The sequence below is a fragment of the Epilithonimonas sp. 33E genome, assembly GCF_059372615.1.
Window position 1 is genome coordinate 2,644,101 of record NZ_CM182009.1, and the last position, 26,927, is coordinate 2,671,027.

A 26,927-nucleotide genomic window follows, 5' to 3' on the forward strand; every position below is an offset into this window, starting at 1 on the left:
ATTTGGATTTGAATAGCTAAGTTAAGGATTTTAATTAGCGTCGCCCTTTTCGATGCCTTCTTCGATTTTTTCAAAAACCTCTTCTTGTTCCTCATTAGAAATATCGAATTGGTCTTCTTTGTCCTCGTTTCTTACAACCAACGAAATCCAAATCGGAAAATGGTCAGAATCAACAGATTTCATCACTTTCATATCGACCAACCGAAAATGTGGACTCACGAAAAAATGGTCAAGAGGCCAGCGCAGAAACCAATATTTGGCGTGAAAGGTATTGAACATTCCCCGTCCGCGTCGTGGGTCAAGCATTCCACTGGATTTTAGAAATAATTTAGTTGTTCTGGACCAGGCGACATCATTCAAATCTCCGAAAACAATGGCTGGTTTTCCAAATTCTTTCGCTTTTTCCCCTACCAGAAGAATCTCCGCATCGCGTTCTGTACTTTCAGGATTTTCCTGAGGAACCGGTGGTGTTGGATGAATTCCGAATAATCTGACCGTTTGATTATTATAGTCAACATCAGCAACAATTGACGGAATATCATCATCAATCAAATAATTAACCTCGTAATTTTTAATCGGAAAATGACTGTAAAATAAGAGTCCGTAAGTGTTGGCTAAAGGAACTTCAATTTTGTATTCGTAATTTTTTGTAACCGTTTTTAAGGCATTTTGCCATTCTTCGTCAGTCTCCAGAAAAAATAAGACCGACGGATTTTCCTTTTTAACTAAATCAATTAATTTCTGATAATTCCGGTTATGCTGATAAACATTACAAACGAGAATATCCAAAATCTTTTCATCAGAATTTGGTTTGGCTTTATCAATCATCGTTTTCCCAAAATCGGTGTAAGGAATAATGATATAAAATAGATAAACAGCACTTACCACTTCGACTCCGAGAATTGAATATTCATAAATATCCGGGGTGTCGAAAGTGAAAAACCAAGCGAAAATGAGAATTAAAAGGATAATAAATTTCTGAAAACGTGGATAATCAAAAACGCGAAAAGCCCAGTAAGTATTTCTGATAGCCGGAATCAGCACCGACAGAATCGCTAAAACGGAAATAACCCAATACAAACAGTGTGTGATACTTTCCATTTAAGTTAATTCTTAATATTTTTCCCGAGAATAATCAAACTTCTTTTTTCGCCGTCAAGTTCAGCGATATTTTTGAGATTCGCCCACAATTCAAAACCAAATTTTTCGAATAAAGTCAAACTCGGAAGATTATGAGCAAAAATAAATGCGAGAAGATTTTCGATTCCGAGATTTGACGCTTTTTCGATACAAGATTCCAAAATCTGCTTCCCAAAACCTTTATCCCGAAATTTTTCATCAAGATAAATACTGATTTCAGCCGTTTTCTGATAAGCCGGTCTTCCGTAAAAATCCTGAAAACTGACCCAGCCAATGGTATTTTTTTGAGAGTCCTCGACCATCCAAAGCGGACGAAATTCAGAATTATGCTGATGAAACCAAGCGAGTTTGCTCTCGATAGAAACAGGCTCCAAATCAGCAGTGACCAAGCGTGATGCAACCGTAGAATTATAAATTTCCACAATCTTAGAAAGGTCCTCTAACGTCGCATCACGAAAAGTCATACTTTTATTATAGTTGATGAATAATGATTGATAAATGATTTTATCATATTCTCAATCAATAATCATTTGTTGAGTTAAATGCTTGTTCCAAATCGGCAATCAGATCTTCTGCATCTTCGATTCCAACGCTTAATCTCACCAAATCATCAGTGATTCCGAGAACCGCTCTTTTGTCTTCGGGGATTGAAGCGTGCGTCATCATTGCAGGAAGATTTGCTAATGATTCTACGCCACCCAAAGATTCTGCCAAAGTGAAAACTTTTACATTTTCTAAGAATTTAATCGCATCCTCTTTTTTACCGGATTTGAAAGTGAAAGAAACCATTCCACCAAATTCCGTCATTTGTCTTGTCGCCAAATCATACTGTGGATGAGACGACAATCCCGGATAGAAAATTTTATCGACCAAAGAATGATTCTCAAGATACTTAGCGATTTCGAAACCATTATCAGAATGTCTTTGCATTCTAAGTGCCAAAGTTTTGATTCCTCTCAACACCAAATAAGAATCGTGAGGTCCTAAAATTCCGCCACTTGCAAACTGGATGAAATGTAATTTTTCTCCTAATTCCGAATCTTTTGCAATCAAAGCGCCGGCAATCACATCAGAATGTCCGCCCAAATATTTGGTTGCGGAATGCATCACAATATCTGCACCCAAATCCAATGGTTTTTGAATATAAGGTGTTGCAAATGTATTATCAACAGCTACCAAAATATCTTTACCTTTCACAGCATCAGAAACCATTTTAATATCTACCAATTTCATCAAAGGATTGGTTGGCGTTTCTAGCCAGATTAATTTGGTTTTATCAGTAATAACACTTTCCAATTGCTCAACATTATCAAAACCGATGAATGTAAATTTCAACTGATACTTTTCGAATAATCTTGTGAACATCCTGTATGAACCACCGTAAAGATCATCTACAGCAATGACTTCATCACCTGGATTTAACAATTTTAAAACACAGTCAATTGCAGCCAAACCAGAACCGAAAGCCAGACCTCTCGCTCCGTTTTCGATGCTCGCTAAAGAATCTTCCAGAGCTTGTCTTGTTGGGTTTGCTCCTCTGGAATACTCGTAGCCAGAAATCAATTGTCCCGGGCTTTTTTGTGCAAATGTTGATGTTAAAAATACAGGAACATTGACCGCTCCGGTCGCTGGTTCGTGGTGTTGTCCACCGTGTATAACTTTTGTATTGAATTTCATATTATTTATAATTTAGCAATATAACAATGTATCAGTTTACCAATGCTTAAAGATTGTTACATTGTTATACGTTTACATTGGTACATTATTTTTTTACATTTTTATCGCCGACTTTACCGCAAATTCCTCAGCCATTTCTCCTATCCATTGCGCTACATCTTCTTCACTGGTTGCTCTTTCGTAAGTATGTCCAATGGAGACTAAGATTTGGTGAAAAAACCTTTTCATTTCGTCAACAGGCATATCTTTTGTCCAAAGGTCGATTCTGAGAGCTTCCATAGCCTTACTATCCCAAACGGAAATCATCGCTGCTTTTGTTTCTTGTCTTTTGATGCCACCATCTTCGGCTTTCCAAAACATTTTTTCCGGAACGTGATTATCGTCCAGTTCTACATCTATAACGATTTTTGTTTTTTTCATTGATTTTATTCTTATAAAATTTTAAATATTTAGAAATTAAGTGATTTTGAAAATGAAACTCATAATTAATAATTCATAACTAATAATTATTTTGGTCTGTATTCTGAGCCATTGAAGATTTCTGTTGCATTCTTTTTCAAAAACACTTGTAGTTTTTCTTCCGGATGTGCTTTCAGATAATGTTTACAAATCTGCCAGCCTGTCCAGATCGCGATTTGTGGGGAACTTTCTCTATCCACTTCCGTATAGAATTTTGAAAATGGTCCAGGCGTGATGAATCTTTCGGAAAGATTCGGGTCTGCACTGAACAACAAATCGCTTTCTACAAAATAATTCCAGATGTTGGCTTCATTAGCAACCGCCCAATCGTATTGTTCTTTGGTATAATTGATTTTCAAATAATCCGGAATATTGGGTAAAAATGCATCCTGAAGAATCTGAATCTTTCCCTGATAAACCATTTGATCAAGAAATTTCTGTTGATCCAAAGGCACAGGAACTAATCTTGCTGCAAAAAATGCCGAAATCTTCGGAACTAAATTATCCGGATTCATCGATTTTTGAAAATATAATTCCAAACCTTTGTAGTTCTTGTTTCCATTTCCTAGAAAACCTGTGATATCAACAAAAAGCATATTCTGATCTTCTCTTAGGAATATCGGATCCGTTACATTTTGCGGATCAATAACTGATGAATATAAATAAATATGGGGTGGAATAAAATTCGGAAAATAGTTTTTGATACGTGAAAAAAGATCGATTAAATCTTTATTTAACTTAGTTTTATCAATCTTGGAAATCGCTTCTTTATAAATCCGAACTTCCATTGTATCTTTTCTTCTTTCACCATATTCAGAATCCGGAACTGAGCCTTGAAACCAGGGATATTTTGCTTTGAAATTGTCCAAACTCACCGATGGATTGTAAAACTCACCGGACAGATCTGTGATTTCTATTTTTTTGACAGGATTTTTGATTTCGATATTCCATTGGTTTTCATTTTCTTTTTTGCAGGAAATCAATCCAAAAACTAAAACTGCAGAAATCGTGATATATCTGAAAAACTTCATTATTTTTACATTAAGATTTTCGAAAAGCAAAAATACAATTTTAATAGATGAAGCTCCCAATATTTACTGAAAGATTAATGTTAAGAAAATTAACAGAAGAAGATGTTGACAACATTTTTCTTTTAGACAGCAATCCTGATGTTATGAAATACGTTGGAGTTTCACCAATTACGAAGAATGAAGAATCCGCAAAAATGATTGAGAATATCATTAATCAATACGAAAAAAACGGAACAGGGAGATTAGCAGTTATTGAAAAAGAAAGCAATCAGTTTATCGGCTGGAGCGGAATTAAACTTTTGACAGAGGAAGTGAACGGCTTCAAAAATGTATATGAATTAGGCTATCGTTTTCTGCCCGAATTTTGGGGAAAAGGTTACGCAACTGAATCAGCAATAGCTTCATTAGATCTTGGCTTCAATCAACTGAATACTGATAAAATCTATGCTTACGCTGATGTTGGAAATGAATCTTCCAATCGTATTCTCACAAAATTAGGTTTTGAAAATAAAGGAACTTTTCTTGATAAAGGTGATATTTGTAATTGGTACGAATTAGAAAAAAATAATAGAAAATAAAAATAATGCAGACACAAAAAGTAATAGATCATATCGTTAACTGGCTAAAAGATTATGCAATCAAAGCTAATTCAAAAGGTTTCGTTGTCGGTGTTTCCGGAGGAATTGATTCGGCTGTTGTTTCAACTTTAGCAGCAAAAACCGGATTACAAACTTTGGTCCTGGAAATGCCAATCCGTCAAAAGCCCGATCAGGTAGATAGAGCACAAGATCACATCGATTTCCTCAAATCCAATTTCTCCAATGTTGAAGGCTTTACTGTTAACCTAACACCGACCTTTGAAAGTTTTGAAAAAACGACGGAAGGTTACAAAGATGACTCACCTAATAAAAATCTGGCTGAAGCCAACACGAGATCAAGACTGAGAATGATAACGCTTTATTATTATGGTCAAATCAACGGATTATTGGTAACCGGAACAGGAAATAAAGTAGAGGATTTCGGAGTCGGATTTTTTACAAAATATGGTGACGGTGGCGTTGACATCTCTCCTATTGCTGATCTTTATAAAACTCAGGTTTACGAAATTGCAAAAGAATTAGGAATTCTTGAGAGCATTCAGGTAGCAAAACCTACAGATGGACTTTGGGAAGTTGAAAGAACGGATGAAGATCAAATTGGCGCCACTTATCCGGAATTGGAATGGGCAATGGAACAGCAGATCGCAGGAAAAAATGCAGAAGATTTTAGCGGGAGAGAAAAAGAAGTGATGGAAATCTATCTGAGATTCAACAGAGCGACTCAACATAAGATGAATCCAATTCCTGTTTGTGAGATTCCGCAAGAATTAAAATAGAATTTAATTTTTTGACAACTACAAAAACAATAGTTTATGCAAGAAGAAATCAGCAAACATTCCAGAAAAATTTATAAAACTGTAAAAAATCCAAAACATACAGTCAACGAAAAAATTAAAGAAATCATTGTCGAAATCTTTATTATTGTTTTTGCAGTATCACTTTCTATTTGGCTTCACGGCTGGAGCGAGCACAGACACGAGCAAAAAGAATCTAACAAATTTCTAAAAGAACTGAAAACTGATCTGGAAGCAGATGCAAAACTGATTGAAGAAAATAAAAAAATATTGTCAAGTCTTGATAGTGATTATAAATTTATTCTCTCTTTAAAAAACCAAAAAATACCTGTAACAGATAGTTTGGTAGGTTCTCATTCAAATTTTTATCTTTTGGGCTCTGCTTTCAATGTTGGAAGGTATGAAGGTTTCAAATCGAGTGGTAAAATTGGAACAATAGAAAACGATTCTTTAAAGAACCAAATTTTGGCATATTATCAACAAACTTTACCTAATCTGACATTCAGAGTTAATTTTCTAAATTCTGAACAACTGAAAATAAAAGATGCGGATCCCGGTAATCTTAATTTATCCGATTTTTATAAAAGTCAAAGAATGCAGTCTAATTATTCTAATTTGAGTTATAATAGTAAAGGCTTGATAGATGAATATCAAAATGCATTAAATCAGATTAATCAAATCCTAAAGGAAATTGATTCTGAAAAATAAATTAGAAGGTAATTAGATACAAACAACAAATCTAAAATATATGAAAATCAGAAACCTACTTGCTATTTCAATCGGCTTAGCTTTTTCATCCCTTGTTCACTCTCAGGAAACTAAAACAGAAGAAACTACAGCTCCTGCTCCTGTTGAAGTGATTGACAGACTTAATATTCCGGGACCATTAACCTTCAATGGCAATGAATATTTTCTAACCTGGAGCAAACAAAATTCGGCAACCTGGGCGCAGCAGCAATATATTTTAAGGGACGACGATTTCAACAATTACAAAGAACTTATCAATATCTCTTACTTCGATAAAGAAATTGATATCGAAATGGCCGTTAAACAAAAAGTAGAATACGTTGAGAATAGAAAAGAAAGGACTCAGGACAAATATTCATTTGTTAGCGTGACCGAAAGTCCTGATGGTAAGGAAATTATTGTAGATTATCTCGTAACGGTTGTTCCAAAAGAAGGCGAATCTTATGCAGAATATAATATTGATCGATTCAAAAATTTTGATGCTAACGGTAAAAAATCTTTCCTGATTTTTTCTTATTCCAAAAGAATTGCCGGTGATTTGAAATATTCCAGCAAAGCTCTATCCAAAGAAAGAAACAAATTGATGGAAGCTGTTATCACAACTGCAATTCCCACTGTAACTTATAAACCGACAGCTGTTGAACCTAAGAAATAAATTTTATTGAAAGCTAGATGTCAGAAGTTAAAAATGATGATGAGTTTTACATCAAACGTTGTATAGAATTAGCCGAAAAAGCCTTGGGGAAAACTTACCCGAATCCTTTAGTCGGTTCGGTAATCGTTTATAATGACCGAATTATCGGTGAAGGTTTCCACAAAAAGGCAGGCGAACCACACGCAGAAATCAATGCAATTAATTCGATTAAAGACGAAGACCAACATCTGATCCCGGAATCCACCATTTACGTTTCACTGGAACCTTGTGCTCATTTTGGAAAAACGCCACCCTGCGCTCTTAAGATTAAAGAACTGGGGTTCAAAAAAGTAGTAATCGGTGCAATGGATAGCCATGACAAAGTGAATGGCAAAGGAAAAAAAATCATTACCGATGCAGGAATTGAAGCTATTTCCGGAATTCTCGAAGACGAATGCAGACGACTCAATAAACGATTTTTCACTTATCATGAGAGAAAAAGGTCTTTCATCATTTTGAAATGGGCGCAGTCCGCAGATGGCTTTATGGATAAAGACTTCAGACCTTATCCAATCAGCAATGCATTGTCAAAACAATTTGTTCATCAGATGAGAAGTGAAGAGCACGCTATTCTAATTGGAAAAAACACGGCACTTCACGACAATCCGAGCTTGACGGTAAGAGAAATCGAAGGAAGAAATCCTATTAGAATTTTGATTGATTTCAATCTCGAAGTCTCTGAAAATTCTAATATTTATAATGACGAAGCTAAAACAATTATTTTTAATTCGGTTAAAAACGTCGAAGATAACAATCTGAAATTCATCAAGATCGAAAGAGAAAACTCAATCAGTCAGATTTTAGAAAAACTGTATGAATTGCAAATTCAGTCTGTGATTATCGAAGGCGGAAGATTTACACTACAAGAATTCATCAATAAAAATCTTTGGGATGAAGCCCTGATTTTTAAAAATCCGAACTTAAATCTGAAAACAGGGACACAAGCTCCTAATTTTGATTTTGAACCTGAGAAAACTCAAAACCTGAGAGACACCGAAGTGTTATTTTTCAGTAACGGAAGTCTTGATTAATATCAGAATTACAGCTCAGAAAAAATCCGTAAATTCGCATCTTTAATTTGATTTTCATTCTATGAAAAATCTGAGTGCACCAGTAAAAGGTTTGATTTTTTCTTTGTTGGCAATGGGATTTGCTTTTGCGATTTACTTTTTGTTTTTGGCAAAACCGAATTATTATCTCGTAGACAATCCTACACCGGAAACTTATTATTTCAAAATCAATAATGGTGAGGAAAAAATACTATCCGCAGGACAATATCTGAAAGTTGATCTCAACAAAGGAAAAAACAGCGTGAAAGTTTTTGATCAAAATAAACAGATGCTTTACGATTCAACTTTTACGGTTAATAAATTAAGAGGACTTCTGAATATCACACACAAAGACTATTACATCAATAACCAATATTACGGTTATGGTCTGAACAAAGATTCGTTGATGGCCACAAAACCTGGGATTGAGATTGATAAAAAGCAATATCTTGGCGATGTTAAAAAAATGAACAAGCTTTATTCCGAAGACTTTTATTACAACCTTGACGAAGATTATGACCGGGTTATCAAAAACGTAGCGAAAGTAGAAAGCAGATCAAAGATTTTCAGAAAGCAGGATTTCATCAATTATTATAACAATTATTATAAATTCTAACTTCCCTGAATTTATATTCTCATATTAACTTACCATAATTTATAACATTGGAACACAACAAAGTAACACCATATAATTCTGACAACAGCAAGAAAAGCCAGGTTGAAGATATGTTTGACAATATTGCGCCAAAATATGATCTCTTGAATCATGTTTTATCTATGAAGATTGATGTGATCTGGAGAAATAAACTGGTGGAAATGTTGAAACAAGATAAGCCGGAGTTGGTTTTAGATGTTGCGACAGGAACAGGAGATTTGGCGATCACTGTACAAAAAGGAACCGGTGCAAATGTTGTCGGGCTTGACCTTTCACAACAAATGCTGAACGTTGGGATCGAGAAAATCAAGAAACAGAATCTTGACAATAAAATTACGATGCAGAAAGGTGATGCGGAACAACTTCCGTTTGAGGACAATAAATTTGATGGAGTTACCGTTGCATTTGGAGTAAGAAATTTTGAAAACCTGGAAAAAGGATTAGCAGAACTGAGAAGAGTAGTGAAAGAGAACAAAAGTATTTATATATTAGAGTTTTCAAAAGTTGAAGGATTTTTAGGACCTTTCTACATGTTCTATTTCAAGAACATTTTGCCAGCAATCGGGCGTTTGGTTTCTAAAGATAACAGAGCCTACTCTTATCTTCCGGATTCTGTAAACGCTTTTCCTTTTGGAGAAAAAATGAAAACCATTCTTCTGAATACGGGTTTCAAAAAAGTAGAATACAAAAAACTAAGTTTAGGGATAGCCACCATTTATAAAGCTACGAAATAGAATGAAGCAGCGTTTTATCAAAATTTTATCATTTGCAGTACTTTTGAGCAGTAATTTTAATGCTCAGACTTTCAATAATCTTTTCAGGACAAAGGACAGACCAGATAATTTGGAAGACTTTGATCTGCAAAAATTTAGCTGGGGATTTTTCCTGGCTGGTAATAATTTTGATTATAAAATGGTCCTTAATCCTACTTATGGGATGGATGGCAATCAGAGTCTTGTCGAATCCAAATCCACTTACAGTTTTGGAGCAGGATTAATTGGAAAAATGAGACTTAATGAATTCCTTGATCTCAGGATAGAGCCGGGTTTGCATTTTGTACAGAGAGATTTGACCTTTAAGACTTTTGATCACATCAATGAATTATATCCTGGAGGTTTTCCTTTACCTGATGGAAGTTCTACAACAGTCATAACTGAGCCAACCGATGTTGATATTAAGAAAATTGTAAAATCTACTTATGTAGATATTCCTATCATGTTAGAAATTCATGGAGATCGTTGGTATAATTCCCGCCCTTACGCTGCTGCGGGTATCAATTATCTGGTGAATTTACAATCCAACCAAACATCAGAAAACGACAACCAGTTAAATACCTTTCGGTCAACAACGCACAACTTTGGCTGGTCTGCAGAATTGGGAATTCAGTTTTACTTCAGCAGATTTAAGTTGACACCGGCCATCCGTGGAACATTTTTCACAAACAATGAGATCGTCCAGGACAAATCAACAACCTCTCCGTATTGGACACCTGCTATTTCTATGTTGCAATCCAGAGCATTCATGTTTGTCTTGAAATTTGAATAAAAAATAACAGAGCTTTCCAAGGAAGCTCTTTTTTCAGCAATCTACCTAACACCCGCTCTGTTAGGCGACAAACTTTTGTTTACACTATTATAAGAAAAGGTGGTTTCACACTAAAACATAGCCATTATCCTAACGTAAAAAATAATTGGTAAAACTTTAATTCCTTATAAATCAAACAAAAACCGCTAGTTTTTCAGAAAACAATAATATCCTGTTAATTCATCATTAATTTTTCCTATTTTTGTAAAAGTTAGAATTTAACTCTGGTTATGTTAAGTGAATTAGAAAATAATTTTTCTGTTTTGGAAAAAAAGATTCTCAGTCTTTACAAGAAGTACAAGAATCTTTCGGAAAAACACGCAGAATTATCTGATGAACTACAAAAACTGAAGGCAGATTATGATGAGGAAAAACGCAGAAACCAGATTTTAGTAGAAGAAAATAAAGAATTAAAGCTCTATTCAGCAATATCCGGAAACGCAGAACACAACCGGCTGATGAAGAATCACATCAACAGATTGGTAAAAGAAATTGATATGTGCGTGTCCGAACTACAAAACAGCGGTTTATAAAGATGGATTTTAGAAGAATAACAATCAATATTGCCGGGCGAAATTATCCGCTGAATGTACCTGCTGCCGAAGAAGAAACGCTTCGTAAAGTAGGAAAACAGATAGAAAGTATGATCAAGGATTTCGAAGCCAGCTTTGATGTAAGAGACAAACAGGATGCTCTTGCGATGTGCGCTTTGAAACTGGGAACCAATGCAGAGGTATATTCTTTAAACAACGATAAAAATATTAAAAATACAAACGAGCGTATCAATAAGATTAATGCGCTTTTGGAACAGCTGGAAAAGTAATTTTCCGGTTACAAGTTGCCTACAATAGTTCTAACACAAAGAAGTAAACTCAACAATTAAAAATTACCGGACGAAAGTTCATTTGATGGCGTGCTGCCCTGCGCAGATTACAGAAAATGAAAATAAGTTCAAATCGTGTTTTTATGGAGTTTACTCTATAACTGAACTGTTGTAGGTTTTTTTATGCTTTGTAAAAAATAAATGCATAAAGTATTAAGATTAAATTGAAAAGTCATTGTACATATTACATTGTACTTTTTACAACTGAAAGAAGAGACAATTAAAACTCAATATATATAAATTTATGGACACAATTACCATTATTATCGGTGTTGTAGCACTTCTTATAGGAGCTGTTGGCGGACTTTTCTTCGGGAAAAGCTCTATCAATTCAAAAGCGAAGTATATGATCGAAGATGCTAAGAAAAGCGCCGAAAACATTATAGAAAAAGCCAATGTACAGGCAGAAGCCGTTAAAAAAGAAAAGCAACTTCAGGCGAAAGAAAAATTTCTGGAACTGAAATCCCAGCATGATGCAGATATCCAATCTAGAGAGAAAAAAATGCAGGAGGCTGAAAAGCGTACAAAAGATAAGGAAAATAAGCTTAATGATGAGCTTAGCAAAGCCGGAAAATTAGAAAAAGATCTTGAAAAACAGATTAATGATTATAACAAAAAGCTGGAAGTTCTTCAGAAAAAACAACACGATCTGGATGTTGCTACCGCTCAGAAAGTAGAAATGCTTGAAAAAATTTCCAACTACTCTGCGGAAGAAGCCAAGAACGAGCTGGTAGAATCTTTGAAAGCTGAAGCTAAAACCAAAGCGCAGGCCCACGTTCAGAGCATTATGGAAGAAGCACAACTGAATGCGAAGAATGAAGCCAGAAAAATCGTTATCCAGACCATTCAGAGAATTGGAACGGAACAAGCGGTTGAAAACTCTGTATCTGTATTTAATATAGAATCTGACGAGATCAAAGGTAGAATCATCGGACGTGAAGGTAGAAACATCCGTGCGCTGGAAGCTGCAACTGGGGTTGAAATTATTGTTGATGATACGCCGGAAGCTATCCTGCTATCCTGTTTTGATCCTGTAAGAAGAGAGATCGCAAGATTATCTCTTCATAGATTGGTAACCGATGGCAGAATTCACCCGGCGAGAATCGAAGAAGTGGTTGAAAAAACAAGAAAACAAATCGAGGAAGAGATCATAGAAGTTGGTAAGAGAACAATTATTGATCTCGGCATTCACGGTCTGCATCCAGAATTGGTTAAGATTGTTGGTAGAATGAAATTCCGTTCTTCATATGGTCAGAATCTATTGCAACACTCTCGTGAGGTTGCTAACATCGCTGCAACCATGGCTGCAGAATTAGGATTGAATGTTAAACTAGCTAAGAGAGCCGGTTTATTACACGATATCGGTAAAGTTCCTGAACAGGAATCTGAATTGCCACACGCGCTTCTTGGTATGCAATGGGCTGAGAAATATGGTGAAAATGCTGAAGTAATTAACGCCATTGGTGCTCACCACGATGAGATCGAAATGACTTCTCTCCTATCGCCGATTATCCAGGTTGCGGATGCTATTTCCGGAGCAAGACCAGGTGCAAGAAGACAAGTTTTGGAATCTTATATCCAAAGACTAAAAGATCTGGAAGCTGCTGCTTTAAGTTTTGAAGGCGTTTCGAGTGCGTATGCAATCCAAGCCGGCAGAGAATTAAGAGTAATGGTAGAAAGCGGAAAAGTGAATGACGAAAACGCTTATCAATTGTCTTATGATATCTCTGAAAAGATCCAGAATGAATTGACTTACCCTGGTCAGGTTAAAGTAACTGTGATCAGAGAAACTAGAGCTGTGAATATCGCAAGATAACTCATACTTTATAATAAAATATAAAAGGCTTCCAGATTTGGAAGCCTTTTGTCTTGGTCTATATTGGTTATTTTATTCTACCCCAACAGAATCATCGCCTCTTCCGTCTGCAACGGCATGGATATTTTGATTATCATCAACCAAGATTAGTTCCGTTCTTCCAATCTGTTTGATTTTATCAAATTTGTAATTCTTTTTTTCCAAAGCTTTGATTGTGGTCTCAGGGAAATTATTCTCAACTTTCACAACTTCCGGTAACCATTGGTGATGAAACTTTGGTGCATTAACTGAGAAATTAGCATCCAGTTTAAAATCAACGACATCAACAATGGCTTGAAAAACAGATGTTGGAATTGTAGTTCCACCGGGTGTTCCCACAACCATTTTGATTTTGTTATCTTTAAGAACGATTGTAGGCGTCATAGACGACAGCATTCTTTTGCCGGCCTGGATCTTATTCGCTTCACCTCCAACCGCACCAAACATATTGGGCACGCCAGGTTTTATAGAAAAATCATCCATCTCATTGTTCAGGAAAAATCCAGCTCCGGAAACGACCGTTTTACTTCCATATAATCCATTGAGAGTCGTCGTTACAGAGACTGCATTTCCAAATTTATCCAAAACTGAAATGTGGGTAGTTTCCGTACTTTCTTTTTGAGCATTAACGATTTTGCCTACATCTTTACTTGGTGTTGCTAAATTAGGATTATAAGACTTCCAACGATTTTTAAGGTAGTCATCCGAAATCAACATCGTGGTTTTATCTTCAATAAAATCGGGGTCACCCATATATTCTGCTCTATCTGCATAAGCTCTTCTCTCTGCTTCTACCATAATCTGAACCGCTTCTTCGGAATTGAGCTGGTATTTTGAAAGATCCTCATACGAAGCCATTTTCAGCATCTGAGCCAGTAAAGTTCCTCCGCTTGAAGGCATTGGCATGGATACAATCTGATATCCTTTGTAATCAAACACTAGAGGTTTTCTTTCTTTTGCTTTATAATTTTTAAGATCCTGAGACTGGATGATTCCGTTTCCGTTTTTCATTTCAGAAACAATTAACTGAGATGTTCTTCCTTCATAGAATTCCTTCTCTCCCACTTTCTGAATCCTTTTTAGTGTTTCTGCAAGTTCCGGCTGAATCAAAAGCTCTCCCGCTTTCCAATTCTGATCTTTCACAAAAGCAATCTTATTCTTATTATGCTTAAGAAAATCCTGTTTGTGAGAATTGAGTAATCCTGCTTCCTGTTCTGTGATTGCAAAACCTTTTGCCGCTAGATCTATAGCAGGTTCTATCAGTTTTGAAAAAGGAAGTTTCGCGTATTTCATTGTTTCGAACATACCTGATATACTTCCAGGGACGCCAACCGCTAATCTTCCGTTTTGAGATAAATCGGTATTCGCATTTCCGTTCTTGTCCCAATACATATCAAATGATGCTTTGGAAGGTGCGGTTTCGCGGTAATCCAAAGCCAACTTTTTCCCGTCAGAGGTTGTAGCCACAAGAAAACCGCCTCCTCCGATATTACCCGCCTGAGGATAAACCACAGCTAAAGCCAATTGTGTTGCAATTACAGCATCAAAGGAATTTCCACCCTGTTTAAGCATTTTTGCCCCAGCCTCGCTGGCCAATGGATGTGCCGAGACGACAACACCTTTGTTCTTAACTTTTACTTCTTTTAAAATATTGAAGTCGGTATACTGTGCAGAAAGTGTTACTGATAAAAGTAAACTTGCATAAAATATTCTTTTCATTATTCTATTGTAATTTGAAATCCTGATAATAATCCCGAAAGATTGTTTCTGGAGAATTTTGCTTTCTTAAGTTGGTTATGATTTGGATTAATGGAAAAATTACTGGCATTTCTAAAATCCGAGCTTTCTAAAATTGTTCTGTCAAAAACAGCACTTGTCAAATCACAGCCTTGAAAAACCGAATTTGAAAGATCAGTTTCTGTGAAATCGACTTCATTCAGACTGCAATTTTTGAAAACCGTTTTCCTAATATCCAGCTTATAAAATGACGAATGGTTCAGAATGCAATCTTCGAATCTGAATGACAAATTGAATGGATGTGCATCTTCAAAATTAATTCCGATTAACTTACAATTTTTGAATACAATTTCCCGCAAGGCCGCTTTATGGATTTTGACGTTGCTGAGATCACAGTCCTTAAAGTCACAACTGGAAAATCTGTAATCCGAAAAGTTGTACCCGGAAAAATTGATGCCCATGAACATGCAATCTTCATAATCACCATGCTCTATTTGCTCTGGTTTATAATTTTTTGAGGAAAAATTTTTCCCTGTTTCATACATCATTGTAATAGTTTTGAGCATATAAAATTACAGAATAGTTGGAGTATGCAGAAATTATGTATTGGAAATTTTAAAAATAATGATAGATTATTTAAAATCAAAAAACCTCAAAGAAAATTGAGGTTTTTATCTTATTTATGCTTGTTTGGTCCTCCCTTATGATGTTTATTTTGTCTAAAATGGTTTTTCTGATGAAAGCTTTTTTTTGATGGCGGACCAACTTTCGCAAAATTGTAATGCTTATCTTTTATTGGTTTAGATTTGTAGTGATGACCATAGTTACTTACAATCAATCCGTGAGGATTATTCCTATATCTGGCATATTGTTTATAATGAATTTTATGTTTCTTAAAAGGATATCTATCAACCAATACAATTTTGTGAGTCTGATAAAGGTTGATATGGCGATATCTGACTGGTAAAGCTGTTGAGTACAACCATCTATTACCGGAAAAATAATAATACCTGCGTTTTGGGACGTTATAGTAAATATCATATTCTGGTAAATAATAAGACTCAACATAATTATAACCTCTTGGACCCCATTCCGGCTGGCTATTTATATTAATATTTACATTAACCTGTGCCTTAAAAAGATTCGTAGTGAAACTTGTAGTTGTCAATACGAATAAAAATATCAACCTTTTCATACTTTATATTTTAAAAACAATAAGCCTCAACAAAGATAATACCACTAGAGAATCTGACCAGAAATGGATATTTCATTTTAAGTTTAGAATCATTTTGAAATCGCTTTAAAAACAAATAAATTTACAGGACCGTTAAGTTTAAAAATGGAAAAAACAAAGAAAGTTTTAATTGTTACTTATTATTGGCCGCCCGCTGGTGGACCCGGCGTTCAACGCTGGCTGAAGTTTGCCAAATACCTGCCGGAATTTGGATGGGAACCCATTATATATACTCCAGAAAATCCGAGTTATCCTTTAATAGATAAGACACTCAATAATGAAGTTCCGAAGAAACTCAAAGTTGTTAAAACCAATATTTGGGAACCTTATCAGATTGCGGAAAAATTTAGCAAGAGTAATCAAAAATTCAAAGGAGGGCAGTTTGATGTAGGCAAGAATCAATCATTTTTATCTAAACTTTCGATTTTTATCCGGGGGAATTTTTTCATTCCTGATGCAAGGAAATTCTGGATCAAGCCTTCTGTAAAGTTTTTGAAGCAATATCTCAAGGAAAACAATATTAACGTCCTGATTACAACCGGACCACCACACAGCTTACACCTAATTGGATTGGCCTTAAAAAAAGAATTACCAAATCTGAAATGGATTGCTGACTTCCGTGATCCGTGGACAGAAATATCCTATTATAAACATTTGAAATTAACTTCTGCCGCTGATAAAAAACACAGGCAACTGGAGCAATCAGTTTTTCAAACGTCCGATATTACTTTGGCCACGAGTTATACTGATGCAGATAACTTCAAAAAAAATGGCGCGAATTCTTTTTGTATCACGAATGGATTTGACGTGTCAGAAAATTCAAAAGCTGAAGAAGTGGAAGGTTTGAACGCCGGAAGTTCTGAAAGCATAAGAACGCCAGAAGAATACCATCAAACTTTAAAACATTCAAACTCTAAAACCAATAAACTCAAGTTCACATTAAGTTATGTCGGGGTTTTGGAACAATTACGAAATCCTGAAAATCTTTGGAAAGCTTTAACTGAATTGTGTGAAAAGTATCCTGACTTTGCGAAAGAATTTGAGCTAAAATTAGTTGGAAGAATTGATGATAAAATTCTGAATGAGATTGATACCTCGGTTTTAAAAAATAATATTAAAAATCTGGGTTATTTGGCTCACCAAGATTCTGTGAATGAAATGCAGAATTCTCATTTGCTTTTGATTACTAATTTCCCGGAAGAAAGTTCAAAAGGCATTATTCCCGGAAAGCTGTTTGAATACTTGGCGACAGGTAAAAAGATTATTTCATTTGGTCCAAAAGATGCTGATGTTGAGACGATTCTTCGTAAAACCAATGCGGGAAAACATTTTGATTATTTGGAAGTTGTGGGGATCAAAGATTATATACTATCACTTTATGAGGATTGGAAAAGCGGAAAATCTATTGAGAATTCTGCCGATATTAATGAGTTCAGCAGACGAGAACTTACGTATAAGCTTTCTGAGATTTTGGAACAATTGATTTAAGAATAATTATTGTTTCCACTTCTTTAACCGTTTCATGATGAAAACTTATTGGGAATGTCGTCAATTTTCTAATTGGCGCAGCGCGTGAGCGATGGTAGCGGCTATCCTTTTGTCTGGAAAGGAAAGCAATGGTGAGAAAGATAATATTGGACAGCGCGACCCGAGCATTGGAAAAGCTTTGGAAAGGGGCACGTCTTAAAAATAATTTTCATTAAAATTAATCTGTGGCATAAATTTTTCTATTAACTTAGTATTCAAATATTAATATAAAAAATTATATCATGGGAAACAAAACAAATGGCCTGTTGGCTTTGTTAGGATTAGGAGCGCTTGCTTGGTGGAAGTACAAAAAATCTTCTCCTGAAGATCAGCAAAAGGTGAAAGACACGATCAATAACGCCAAAGATAATCTGACGAAATTCGGAAATGATCTGAAGGATAAAGCGACACAAACAGTAGATCAGCTGAAAAATAAAGCTGAAGATTTTAAAAACGAAGCTCAGCAAGCGGCTGAATAAAAACAAAAACCGGAAATTAATTTCCGGTTTTTTTATTTGAATCTGATTTTTTGATTATTTATTGATAATCATTTTAGAACTATAGTTAAGTCCAATTCCAGATGCTTTTACAACATAAGCTCCATTTGGTAACTTCTGTGTATTGATAGCTTCTCTGGCAGACGGATCGATCTGTTGGTTTGAAACTAATTTTCCTGATGCGTCATAGATTTCAACATTTACTTTACCTAAAATATTGTTTTTGAAGTTCAAGTAAAATTCGTTTTTAGCAGGATTAGGATAAATACTGAATCCTTTTGCAGCTGTCACCTCATTTGTTGCTAAAGCACATTCTGCAGGTACTGTGAAATCCTCAACCTGATCGTTAATATTGGTTTTTGATCCTGCACTTGCATTAACTCCAACCCCTCGTTTAGCAAAAGTATTCCAGATAAGGCATTTGTTACTTCCGCCTGTTGAAGCCTGATCAGCCGCAATAATAGCATCTCTTCCCATGATAAAGGTCGGATAGCATCCTTGTAACTTAAGCCCGTCAACAACAGCTTGGAAAACCCTTGCAGATCCGGAATTAGCATCTGCAGTGATATCATTGTTGAAACCATATTTTTCTACGTACTTCCAATGAAGATCCCAAAGAATCGTGGCCCAAACAAAACCAATTGAGTGTACATCCGGAACCAATGCACCACTAGAGTTTGTATATTCCATACCATTGGTATCTCCATAAGTGTAACTGTTGATTGATGTATCAGGAGAATACTTAGCTGGCCTGATACCATCACCGGTTGTTGGCTCATCCGTAGCATAAGTTCCTATACCTCTCGCAACGGAAGCATTATCTGTTGGTTTCATTGTCAGCATTAATGCCAAGAAATCTGACCATCCTTCTCCCATTTGTTCTTTATCTGCACTTGAGCTTAAACAACTAACGGAAGTACCTGTTAATCTTGTCGATAATCCGTGACCATATTCGTGGCTGATAATACCGTTATCAAGACTTCCATCTTTTACCGGAATCTTAAGTGTCACGTTTACATTTTGTCCTCCATTAATTAATGCATTAATCGCTTCGCCTCTAGATTGCGGAAGGAAAACAGAAGGGATAGTAACCGGAGTAGTCCCATCTCCTGACATATTACTGATGGCCTCTCCAGGATTGGTTGCTGCATCTGGTGAATTATAAATAATAGCTCCAATTGCTCCAGCATCCTGAATATTTTTTACTTTTAAAATAAAGTTACAAGTCCCTCTTTGCGCAATACCTATTTTACCCGTAAGCGATCCTGCAGGAAGCGCTGTACAAGCATCCAAAATTGGAGAGATTGCCACATCTCCAGTTACAGACTGCTTCCACAATGGTGTTCCGAAATAACCTAAACCAATAGAAGGAATGCTAGTTCCCGCAACACTGGAAGGCCCATTAAATGAAAAATATGGTTGAGCACCTAACCAAATATACATTTGCATTCTTGGTTTTGATCCATCGGAAGGGGTTGAGAAGTTTGCATTATTATAATATCCCAGAGATAAATCGGCTACACCTGCACCGTCTCTCGCTTCTGCTAAAACATAATCATTTTGAGATCCACCCTTTCCGAAATTATATGCCTGGAAGTTTTTTGATGTTTCCGTAAATCCAAATTTATACAATACATCATGAACCCTGTTATTTACATAGAATAGATTGGTAATAGATGCATTTTTATAACTTTCCAATCCATTTGCCGGATCAAAAGGAAAATCAAAGATATGAGAAGCACCACCATCTGCTGATGATCCAATGGCATTGGTACTGCCTTCATCCAGATAAGTATGTACGTTATTTCCTCTTGTAATATTATATTCTGTAGTATTATCATTTTGCCATCCAAGTGAAGACGCTGATAAATCCCCATGGATTAGTAAGTAATGACCTGTCGCCGAAAGTTGGAGCTTCTACCGGAAAAGGAAAAACTCTGTAAGAAGCATTATTTGCAAATAGAGATATCCCTTTGTTGCTATTATTCTGAGGATATGCAACTGTATGATTTAGAACCTCTCCATTATGATTATGTTCTCTTCCGTAAGCTTCTTCAGCAAAATTACAAGAATTCGTTAAGTTATTCTGATCGTAGATTTTTCCCGTTTTAGCATCTGCAATGATGTGCCAAAGATTACTGGATTTTTGCTCATAAAATTCTATTTCATAAGAAAGAACCAGATCAGAACCATTATCATAATATACTAAAGCAGGCGTTTTTATTTCACCCGTAACAAGAGAAGCATTGTAAACCTGGGCGTTAGGCAACTTAAGATTTTCTACAACTTTTGTAAGAATTGTTGCCGCATCCTGTACATGGGAAATATTTGAGGATCTAGCTACACTAGATGTAAAATCTCCAGTAAAATTCAATACGCTGTTATCTCTGATTAATAGTGTGGAAGAATTATCAAATACTGGAATTCCATTATAAGTCTGCTGTATCTTTACAACAGTAGCATTTAAAGATTTGGAGGGATTCTAGGAAGAGATCAAAAAATCTTTGTTAACGGCATTTTTGCCTACTGATGTTTTCAGGTAGTTTTCTATCACACTTTTATAATTCTGTCCAAAAACAGAATTAACAGTGAGCAAAGAAACAACCGCAACAATAAGAGGTAGTTTTCTTTTCTTCATAATAAATTTCGCATTTAATTAAAAAATCAATCGAATTTATTAAAAATAAACTAAATATCAGCAAAACATAAAAAAACATTCCAAAAATTTGGAATGTTTTTATTAGAAAAGATAATTTATTTTTACCTTTTTACAATCTTATCAGATGTTGATGTTCCGTTCTTGTAAATGATGGAGATTACATAAACACCTGCTTTCAGGTCATTAAGTTTCAATTCTTTCGAAACCTGATTGATTGTTTTTACAGTTCTTCCGGAAATGTCTGCAATCGAAATATTATCCACATCCTCAGAATTATTTAAGAATAAGACATCATTAAACGGATTTGGATAAACCTCAGTCGTTTTTTTAGAAATATCAGAAGCTGATAAAAATGGGGATTGTGTTAATTTAAAATCATCTAAGATTACCCAATAATCACCAGACGTCCATTGGCCGGAAACTCTTAATTTAAAGTTTGCAGAATTTGGCACCGTACCTTGCTGCAAAGAACCAGACCAAGTAGCGCAACCTGCCACAGATGTTAAACTAATAGTTTGTAGAGTCTGATAATTTTGGCCACCATCAATAGAATACTCTACTTTCAAAGTTCCGTTAACAGATCCATTATTATATATAAAAGTTTTGTATTTGAAGGAGATATCCAGCTTTCCACCATTAGATGATGTAGATGAGTAAGTTGTAGAACCTAGCGTACCGCCACTCCAAAAATTTCTTGTCAAGCCATAGCTCCCTGCACATGGTGTTTCTACACTACTACGGAAAAATGAAACATTTGTAAAACCTGGATAAGTCGTAGACTCAAAACTTTCACTCGCATTAATTTGTGCTGATGAAAAAGCTGCTGTGATTAAGCTTAAAGATAATAGAATTTTTTTCATAGGTTATTTTATATAATAAATTATTTCTTTGGCTAAAAAAGCCACCTTTTGTAGGTGGCTTTATATTTCAAAATGGTGAGAGGTGATTATTTACCTTCTTCCATTTTTCTTTTCAATTCTGCTAATGCATCGATATCTCCAAGAGTCGATCTTTCTTCGTTGTTTGAAGAAGATGCTACGTTTCTTGTAGAAGCTTCTTTAGCATTTTTCTTCTCTTCATCTCTGAAGATACCTGTGTGAGAAACTACTACTCTCTTGAATTCTTTGTTGAATTCGATCACTTTGAACTCAGCAGTTTCACCTTTTTTGATTTTAGATCCGTCTTCTTTCTCTAATAATCTTGATGGACAGAATGCTTCAACTTCCTGATCTTCGAACTGGATAGAAGCACCTTTATCATGAACTTCTACTGCAGTTCCTGTGTGTACAGTTCCTTCAGCATATTTAGTTTCGAATTTATCCCACGGATTTTCAGTCAATTGTTTGTGACCTAGAGATAATCTTCTTGCCTGGGTATCTAGTTCCAATACTACAACATCTAATTTATCTCCAACTGCACAGAACTCAGATGGGTGCTTGATTTTCTTAGTCCAAGAAAGATCAGAGATGTAGATCAATCCGTCGATACCTTCTTCTAACTCTACGAATACACCAAAGTTAGTAAAGTTTCTTACAGTTCCTACATGCTTAGATCCAACAGGATATTTAGCTTCGATATTTTCCCAAGGATCTTTGTTCAATTGCTTGATACCTAGAGAGATTTTTCTGTCTTCTCTATCCAAAGTCAATACTTCTGCTTCTACTTCATCACCTACTTTTACAAAGTCACCTGCAGATCTCAAGTGAGTAGACCAAGACATTTCAGAAACGTGGATCAATCCTTCTACACCTGGAGCGATTTCTACGAATGCACCATAGTCAGCAAGAACTACTACTTTTCCTTTTACTTTGTCACCTACTTTCAAGTCAGCAGAAAGAGCATCCCAAGGATGAGCCTCTAATTGCTTCATACCCAATTGGATTCTTGTTTTCTCATCATCAAAGTCAAGGATAACAACTTTTACAGTTTGTCCGTCCTCAAGGATTTCAGATGGGTGGTTCACTCTAGACCAAGAAAGGTCTGTAATGTGGATCAATCCATCAACACCTCCAAGGTCGATGAATACACCGTAAGAAGTAATATTCTTAACAGTACCTTCAAGAACTTGTCCTTTTTCTAATTGAGCAATGATTTCTTTTTTCTGACCTTCGATATCTGCTTCGATCAATGCTTTGTGAGATACTACTACGTTTTTGAACTCTGGGTTGATTTTCACAACTTTGAACTCCATAGTTTTACCTACGAACTGATCGTAATCTTTAATTGGCTTAACATCAATTTGAGAACCTGGTAAGAATGCTTCGATTCCGTGTACGTCAACTATCATACCTCCTTTAGTTCTGGATTTCACAAAACCGTTAACGATTTCTCCAGTTTCGTGTAGCTCATTTACTTTATCCCAAGCTTTAAGCGTTCTCGCTTTTTTGTGAGATAACTGTAACTGACCTGATTTGTCTTCTCTTCTGTCAACCATTACTTCTACAACATCACCTACTTTAAGACCTTGGTTGTAACGGAATTCGTTAAGAGAAATAACACCTTCAGATTTGAAGTTGATGTCTACGATAGCTTCTTTATCAGTTAATCTTACAACTTTACCAGTGATAACATCATTGTCTGTAAGATCATTAAGAGAACCATTGTAGATTTCTTCTAGTTCTTTCTTCTCGTTTCTGTCCTCTGCATTAAGTCCTGATTCGAAAGATTCCCAATCAAATTGTTCTGGTGCTACGTTTTGGTTTAATAAAACCTCTGCTGAATTTGTCTCTTTTGACATTTTCTAAAAAATTTGTATTCCAATTCTTAACGATTCAAAAACTGCGGAATCAAAATATTGGAAGTTGTTAATTATTAATAGTTTACTTTTCTGAATCTGCTCCGCAAAAAGTGGTGCAAAGATATGTTTTTTATTTGAAACTAGCAATAGCTTAACAAACTTCAAAATAAATGATAACTTTCTAAAAATCAACAGTAAAATTAAAATTAACAAGAAAAGAAATTCAAACTTCAGTTATCATACTTTCAAGTTATCATTTAATATCGAAACGATAAAGGTTTAAAACAACAAAAAAAGTTCTACGACAAGGTAGAACTTTTCTTATTAAAAAAATAATCGGATATTATTGTTTTTTCTTCAGCTCATCACGTATTTCCATCAATAATGCATCTGTAGAAGATGGTCCTGCTGGCGCTGCTTCTTCTTTTTTATTAAACTTATTTGCCAGTTTTATCAGCCAAAATAAAACAAAGGCAATAACAAGAAAACTAATAACAGAAGAAAGAAAATTACCGTAGGTTACACCATTCCAGGATAATTCCTTAATGTTTTCTGCACCGGCAGCTTTCAGAGCAGGTGTCAGTAAAAGTGGCGTAATAACATCATCGACTAAGGATTTTACAATAGCACCGAAGGCACCACCGATGATAACACCGACTGCCAGGTCTACCACGTTTCCTTTAAACGCAAATTCTTTAAATTCTTTTACAAATCCCATAGTTGTATTTTTTATAGTTATATAACAAAAATATAATTTTTTCCTTTAAAAGTCTTTATTTTTTCATTTTTCGTAAAAGTTTTATTGATTAAATTTGATGTTAATCTTTAAAATTGTAAAATGAAAATTCTTTCTGCCACACAAATTAAATCCTGTGATGTAGCAACCATTGAAAGTGGAGTCTCATCATTAAATCTGATGGAACGTGCCGCTGCCAAATGCGTGGAATGGATAGAAATGAACTTTAAAACTACAAACAGATTTTTAATATTCTGTGGAACGGGAAATAACGGCGGCGACGGTTTGGCAACAGCAAGAATGCTTTATGAAAAAGGATTTGATGTGGAGGTTTATATCGACAGAGCTAATTTAAATTTCAAGGCAGATGCAGAAATCAATTTCAGAAAAATTAAAAAAATCAGTGGAATTGAAATTAAAGACTTCGGTGATTTCTCAAAAACCATCAAAGAAAAAACCGTTCTTATTGACGCTCTTTTTGGTTATGGATTGAACAGAAAACTATCAGGAAAGGTTAAAAATCTTGTTGAAACGTTAAATCAAACCACACTTCCGAAAGTTTCTATTGATATCCCAACAGGGTTGTTCGCAGATAAAGTAATTGAAAAAGGTTCCGTTGTCTTCAAAGCTGATTTTACACTGACTTTCCAGTTTTATAAAAGAAGTTTTCTTCATCCGGAAACCGGAAGATTCTGTGGAAAAACCAAAGTTTTGGATATTGATTTGGATTCAAAATTTATAGAAGATGCAGAAACAGATTATTTCGTTATTGACAACAGTATAATTCGAAAAATTTACAAACCGAGAGAAGACTTCAGCAACAAAGGCACTTTCGGAAAAAGTATTTTGGTTGGTGGAAGTTATGGTAAAATAGGCGCGGTTTTGATGTCATCATTATCAGCTCTGAAAACAGGTAGCGGATTGACTTTTACAATGGCGCCGGATTGTGGAAATTTGATTTTACAATCTCAAATTCCCGAAGCAATGTTTATTAGCTCCGGCAAAAATTATATTGGTGAAATTGAAATCCAAGATAAAGCGATTTACGGGATTGGTCCTGGATTAGGCAAAGAAAAACAAACCCAAAAAGCTTTATTAGAATTTTTGAAATCATATAAAAATCCTGTAGTTCTTGATGCAGATGCTTTAAATATTTTAGCAGAAAATCAAAATTTAAATTTAATCCCAAAACATTCTGTAATTACCCCGCATCCTTTGGAATTCGAAAGATTGTTTGGTAAAATGGAAAACTCGTTTGACCGAATTGAACTGGCAAAAGAAAAGGCAAAAGAATCACAAATCTTTATCGTACTGAAAGATCATCACACTGCGATTATCACGCCTGATAAAAAAGTGTATTATAATATTACAGGTAATTCCGGAATGGCGAAAGGCGGAAGCGGCGATGTTTTGACAGGAATAATTACATCATTGATTTCTCAAAAATATGAGATCAAAGAAGCCTGCATTTTTAGCGTTTGGCTTCACGGAAAAGCAGGAGATTTTGCTGCTGAAGAATTCTCAAAAGAATCCATGCTACCCACCGATTTAATCAATAAAATAGGAGAAGTTTTCAAGAGTCTGAATTAACGCAATTTAGACTTCAGCATATACAAAACCCCAACTTCGGTTTCGGAAAGATTTTCATTTTTCCGCAAAAGTTTTTTAATTTCTTTTTTAAAATACTGTATGGTATGTCCGTTTTTATAATGTTCAAAAATCCGTGGATCAATGTAAGAATCTCTCGCAACAGAAGGTGTGTTGCCTAATTTTTCAGAAACGGCAACAATCGCATTGCGGATTCTCTTTTTAAGTTCTTTTTGTTGCTGCTTTTCGCATATTCCCAATTCATCCAGGATTCCAGCCGCAATCATCGTTCCTGCCCATGTTCTGAAATCTTTTGCAGAAAATTCTTCACCCATGATCTCTTTGATGTATTGATTAAGATCCTGACTTTCAACCGTAATCAGATTATTATCTTTATCATAATATTTGAAAAGCCGATAACCCGGCAGATCCTCTAAATCAGAAATTACTTTTGTCAATTTCGAATTGATAATATGTTTTTCCTGAAATTTTCCTGATTTTCCTTTGTAGGAAAAAATCATTTCATCACCTTCAATATTGAGATGCTTTTTTCGGATGGTTGTCAATCCGTAACTTTTGTTTTGCTGCGTATATTTCGGACTTCCGGGACGAAAATAAGCTGAATCTAAAAGCCTTACCATTGCTGCCAGAACTTTTTCCCGGCTCATCTTTTTCTTTCTGAGATGCTGACCGGTCACACGCCTCATGTGTTCAAGATTTTCTGCAAAATGAAGGATTCTGTCAAATTTGTCAGCATCTTTTTTCGCACGGAATCTTGGGTTGTAAATATATTGTTTACGACCTTTCTGATCGCGCCCAACTGCAAGGATCTTCGCCCGTTTATTTGTCGTTATTTCAACATTGGTCCAAGCCGGTGGAATCACAAGAGATTTGATGTAATCGATTTTTTCCGGATCTTTTAATTTTTCCTTGTTTTTATCAATATAGACAAAGTTTTTTCCGGACGCTTGGCGTGTGAGTTTCATAAACTGATATTTGATATTGACCTTTACAATAAAAATGCCGATTTTGAAATTTTTAAAATT

General features: G+C 35.3%; 29 protein-coding genes and 1 pseudogene. 14 read left to right on the forward strand and 16 right to left on the reverse strand.

Annotation, left to right across the window (positions count from 1 at the left end; all coding sequences use genetic code 11):
* Nucleotides 1–30: 30 nt before the first annotated feature.
* The 5 genes from AC5P2S_RS12130 to gldB all read right to left on the reverse strand — a co-directional run bounded on the left by AC5P2S_RS12130 (nucleotide 31) and on the right by gldB (nucleotide 4,307).
* Nucleotides 31–1,101 (reverse strand): endonuclease/exonuclease/phosphatase family protein, encoded by a 1,071-nt coding sequence (locus AC5P2S_RS12130; RefSeq protein ID WP_494555033.1) that lies wholly within the window; start codon nucleotides 1,099–1,101, stop codon nucleotides 31–33.
* Between the two features lie 5 nt (nucleotides 1,102–1,106).
* The gene (locus tag AC5P2S_RS12135; protein ID WP_494555034.1) at nucleotides 1,107–1,604 is read right to left on the reverse strand and encodes a GNAT family N-acetyltransferase; all 498 of its coding nucleotides are present in this window, start codon (nucleotides 1,602–1,604) and stop codon (nucleotides 1,107–1,109) included.
* 55 nt (nucleotides 1,605–1,659) lie between these two features.
* Nucleotides 1,660–2,817: a cystathionine gamma-synthase gene (locus AC5P2S_RS12140; protein WP_494555035.1), complete on the reverse strand. Its 1,158-nt coding sequence runs from the start codon at nucleotides 2,815–2,817 to the stop codon at nucleotides 1,660–1,662.
* Between the two features lie 93 nt (nucleotides 2,818–2,910).
* The gene (gldC, locus tag AC5P2S_RS12145; RefSeq protein ID WP_089768268.1) at nucleotides 2,911–3,237 is read right to left on the reverse strand and encodes a gliding motility protein GldC; all 327 of its coding nucleotides are present in this window, start codon (nucleotides 3,235–3,237) and stop codon (nucleotides 2,911–2,913) included.
* 86 nt (nucleotides 3,238–3,323) lie between these two features.
* The gene (gene gldB / locus AC5P2S_RS12150) at nucleotides 3,324–4,307 is read right to left on the reverse strand and encodes a gliding motility lipoprotein GldB (protein ID WP_494555036.1); all 984 of its coding nucleotides are present in this window, start codon (nucleotides 4,305–4,307) and stop codon (nucleotides 3,324–3,326) included.
* Nucleotides 4,308–4,384: 77 nt separating this feature from the next.
* Here gldB and AC5P2S_RS12155 point away from each other — a divergent pair, with 77 nt between their 5' ends.
* From AC5P2S_RS12155 to rny, 11 genes are all read left to right on the forward strand, one after another.
* On the forward strand, nucleotides 4,385–4,885 hold the full coding sequence (locus AC5P2S_RS12155; protein ID WP_494555037.1) for a GNAT family N-acetyltransferase: 501 nt from the start codon (nucleotides 4,385–4,387) through the stop codon (nucleotides 4,883–4,885).
* A 5-nt stretch (nucleotides 4,886–4,890) separates the two neighbouring features.
* Nucleotides 4,891–5,682 carry an NAD(+) synthase gene (gene nadE / locus AC5P2S_RS12160; protein WP_494555038.1) on the forward strand — a complete coding sequence of 264 codons (792 nt, stop codon included), beginning with the start codon at nucleotides 4,891–4,893 and terminating at the stop codon, nucleotides 5,680–5,682.
* Nucleotides 5,683–5,718: 36 nt separating this feature from the next.
* On the forward strand, nucleotides 5,719–6,408 hold the full coding sequence (locus AC5P2S_RS12165) for a DUF6090 family protein (protein ID WP_494555039.1): 690 nt from the start codon (nucleotides 5,719–5,721) through the stop codon (nucleotides 6,406–6,408).
* 40 nt (nucleotides 6,409–6,448) lie between these two features.
* On the forward strand, nucleotides 6,449–7,102 hold the full coding sequence (locus AC5P2S_RS12170; protein ID WP_494555040.1) for an HI_0983 family protein: 654 nt from the start codon (nucleotides 6,449–6,451) through the stop codon (nucleotides 7,100–7,102).
* 17 nt (nucleotides 7,103–7,119) lie between these two features.
* On the forward strand, nucleotides 7,120–8,172 hold the full coding sequence (ribD, locus tag AC5P2S_RS12175; RefSeq protein ID WP_494555041.1) for a bifunctional diaminohydroxyphosphoribosylaminopyrimidine deaminase/5-amino-6-(5-phosphoribosylamino)uracil reductase RibD: 1,053 nt from the start codon (nucleotides 7,120–7,122) through the stop codon (nucleotides 8,170–8,172).
* A gap of 61 nt (nucleotides 8,173–8,233) precedes the next feature.
* The gene (locus tag AC5P2S_RS12180) at nucleotides 8,234–8,806 is read left to right on the forward strand and encodes a hypothetical protein (RefSeq protein WP_494555042.1); all 573 of its coding nucleotides are present in this window, start codon (nucleotides 8,234–8,236) and stop codon (nucleotides 8,804–8,806) included.
* A 47-nt stretch (nucleotides 8,807–8,853) separates the two neighbouring features.
* Nucleotides 8,854–9,579: a bifunctional demethylmenaquinone methyltransferase/2-methoxy-6-polyprenyl-1,4-benzoquinol methylase UbiE gene (gene ubiE / locus AC5P2S_RS12185; RefSeq protein ID WP_494555043.1), complete on the forward strand. Its 726-nt coding sequence runs from the start codon at nucleotides 8,854–8,856 to the stop codon at nucleotides 9,577–9,579.
* A 1-nt stretch (nucleotide 9,580) separates the two neighbouring features.
* Nucleotides 9,581–10,390, forward strand: coding sequence for a type IX secretion/gliding motility protein PorT/SprT (porT, locus tag AC5P2S_RS12190; protein ID WP_494555044.1), 810 nt, complete (start codon nucleotides 9,581–9,583; stop codon nucleotides 10,388–10,390).
* Nucleotides 10,391–10,659: 269 nt separating this feature from the next.
* Nucleotides 10,660–10,962, forward strand: coding sequence for a hypothetical protein (locus AC5P2S_RS12195; RefSeq protein ID WP_494555045.1), 303 nt, complete (start codon nucleotides 10,660–10,662; stop codon nucleotides 10,960–10,962).
* Nucleotides 10,963–10,964: 2 nt separating this feature from the next.
* Nucleotides 10,965–11,252 carry a cell division protein ZapA gene (locus tag AC5P2S_RS12200; protein WP_283416796.1) on the forward strand — a complete coding sequence of 96 codons (288 nt, stop codon included), beginning with the start codon at nucleotides 10,965–10,967 and terminating at the stop codon, nucleotides 11,250–11,252.
* A 304-nt stretch (nucleotides 11,253–11,556) separates the two neighbouring features.
* Nucleotides 11,557–13,128, forward strand: a complete 1,572-nt coding sequence (gene rny, locus AC5P2S_RS12205; RefSeq protein WP_283416795.1) for a ribonuclease Y — start codon at nucleotides 11,557–11,559, stop codon at nucleotides 13,126–13,128.
* Between the two features lie 72 nt (nucleotides 13,129–13,200).
* Here rny and ggt read toward each other — a convergent pair whose 3' ends face one another.
* From ggt to AC5P2S_RS12220, 3 genes are all read right to left on the reverse strand, one after another.
* Nucleotides 13,201–14,886, reverse strand: coding sequence for a gamma-glutamyltransferase (gene ggt / locus AC5P2S_RS12210; protein ID WP_494555046.1), 1,686 nt, complete (start codon nucleotides 14,884–14,886; stop codon nucleotides 13,201–13,203).
* On the reverse strand, nucleotides 14,886–15,452 hold the full coding sequence (locus tag AC5P2S_RS12215; protein ID WP_494555047.1) for a pentapeptide repeat-containing protein: 567 nt from the start codon (nucleotides 15,450–15,452) through the stop codon (nucleotides 14,886–14,888). Before AC5P2S_RS12215 ends, ggt begins: the two co-directional genes overlap by 1 nt.
* Before the next feature lie 128 nt (nucleotides 15,453–15,580).
* Nucleotides 15,581–16,099 carry a hypothetical protein gene (locus tag AC5P2S_RS12220; RefSeq protein ID WP_283416792.1) on the reverse strand — a complete coding sequence of 173 codons (519 nt, stop codon included), beginning with the start codon at nucleotides 16,097–16,099 and terminating at the stop codon, nucleotides 15,581–15,583.
* Nucleotides 16,100–16,243: 144 nt separating this feature from the next.
* On the opposite strand from AC5P2S_RS12220, the gene AC5P2S_RS12225 reads away from it, so the two are divergent.
* Entirely contained in the window at nucleotides 16,244–17,626 is a 1,383-nt protein-coding gene (locus AC5P2S_RS12225) for a glycosyltransferase family protein (protein ID WP_494555048.1), read from the forward strand.
* A gap of 281 nt (nucleotides 17,627–17,907) precedes the next feature.
* Nucleotides 17,908–18,144: a YtxH domain-containing protein gene (locus AC5P2S_RS12230; protein ID WP_494555049.1), complete on the forward strand. Its 237-nt coding sequence runs from the start codon at nucleotides 17,908–17,910 to the stop codon at nucleotides 18,142–18,144.
* Nucleotides 18,145–18,198: 54 nt separating this feature from the next.
* On the opposite strand, the gene AC5P2S_RS12235 is transcribed toward AC5P2S_RS12230, so the two are convergent.
* The 7 genes and pseudogenes from AC5P2S_RS12235 to mscL all read right to left on the reverse strand — a co-directional run bounded on the left by AC5P2S_RS12235 (nucleotide 18,199) and on the right by mscL (nucleotide 24,276).
* On the reverse strand, nucleotides 18,199–20,043 hold the full coding sequence (locus tag AC5P2S_RS12235) for a M36 family metallopeptidase (RefSeq protein WP_494557031.1): 1,845 nt from the start codon (nucleotides 20,041–20,043) through the stop codon (nucleotides 18,199–18,201).
* On the reverse strand, nucleotides 20,000–20,536 hold the full coding sequence (locus tag AC5P2S_RS12240; RefSeq protein ID WP_494555050.1) for a hypothetical protein: 537 nt from the start codon (nucleotides 20,534–20,536) through the stop codon (nucleotides 20,000–20,002). Before AC5P2S_RS12240 ends, AC5P2S_RS12235 begins: the two co-directional genes overlap by 44 nt.
* A gap of 27 nt (nucleotides 20,537–20,563) precedes the next feature.
* Nucleotides 20,564–20,608, reverse strand: a pseudogene (locus AC5P2S_RS12245) (hypothetical protein); the annotation flags it as partial.
* Between the two features lie 36 nt (nucleotides 20,609–20,644).
* Entirely contained in the window at nucleotides 20,645–20,800 is a 156-nt protein-coding gene (locus AC5P2S_RS12250; protein WP_494555051.1) for a hypothetical protein, read from the reverse strand.
* Between the two features lie 122 nt (nucleotides 20,801–20,922).
* A complete protein-coding gene (locus tag AC5P2S_RS12255; RefSeq protein WP_494555052.1) occupies nucleotides 20,923–21,681 on the reverse strand; it encodes a T9SS type A sorting domain-containing protein in 759 nt (252 codons plus the stop codon).
* An 86-nt stretch (nucleotides 21,682–21,767) separates the two neighbouring features.
* Nucleotides 21,768–23,558 (reverse strand): 30S ribosomal protein S1, encoded by a 1,791-nt coding sequence (gene rpsA / locus AC5P2S_RS12260; RefSeq protein WP_494555053.1) that lies wholly within the window; start codon nucleotides 23,556–23,558, stop codon nucleotides 21,768–21,770.
* 343 nt (nucleotides 23,559–23,901) lie between these two features.
* Entirely contained in the window at nucleotides 23,902–24,276 is a 375-nt protein-coding gene (gene mscL / locus AC5P2S_RS12265; RefSeq protein WP_494555054.1) for a large conductance mechanosensitive channel protein MscL, read from the reverse strand.
* A gap of 120 nt (nucleotides 24,277–24,396) precedes the next feature.
* Between mscL and AC5P2S_RS12270 the strand changes: the two genes are divergently transcribed.
* The gene (locus AC5P2S_RS12270; RefSeq protein ID WP_494555055.1) at nucleotides 24,397–25,884 is read left to right on the forward strand and encodes an NAD(P)H-hydrate dehydratase; all 1,488 of its coding nucleotides are present in this window, start codon (nucleotides 24,397–24,399) and stop codon (nucleotides 25,882–25,884) included.
* On the opposite strand, the gene AC5P2S_RS12275 is transcribed toward AC5P2S_RS12270, so the two are convergent.
* On the reverse strand, nucleotides 25,881–26,867 hold the full coding sequence (locus AC5P2S_RS12275) for a DNA topoisomerase IB (RefSeq protein ID WP_283416784.1): 987 nt from the start codon (nucleotides 26,865–26,867) through the stop codon (nucleotides 25,881–25,883). The two genes, AC5P2S_RS12270 and AC5P2S_RS12275, sit on opposite strands and share 4 nt — an antisense overlap.
* Nucleotides 26,868–26,927: the final 60 nt, after the last annotated feature.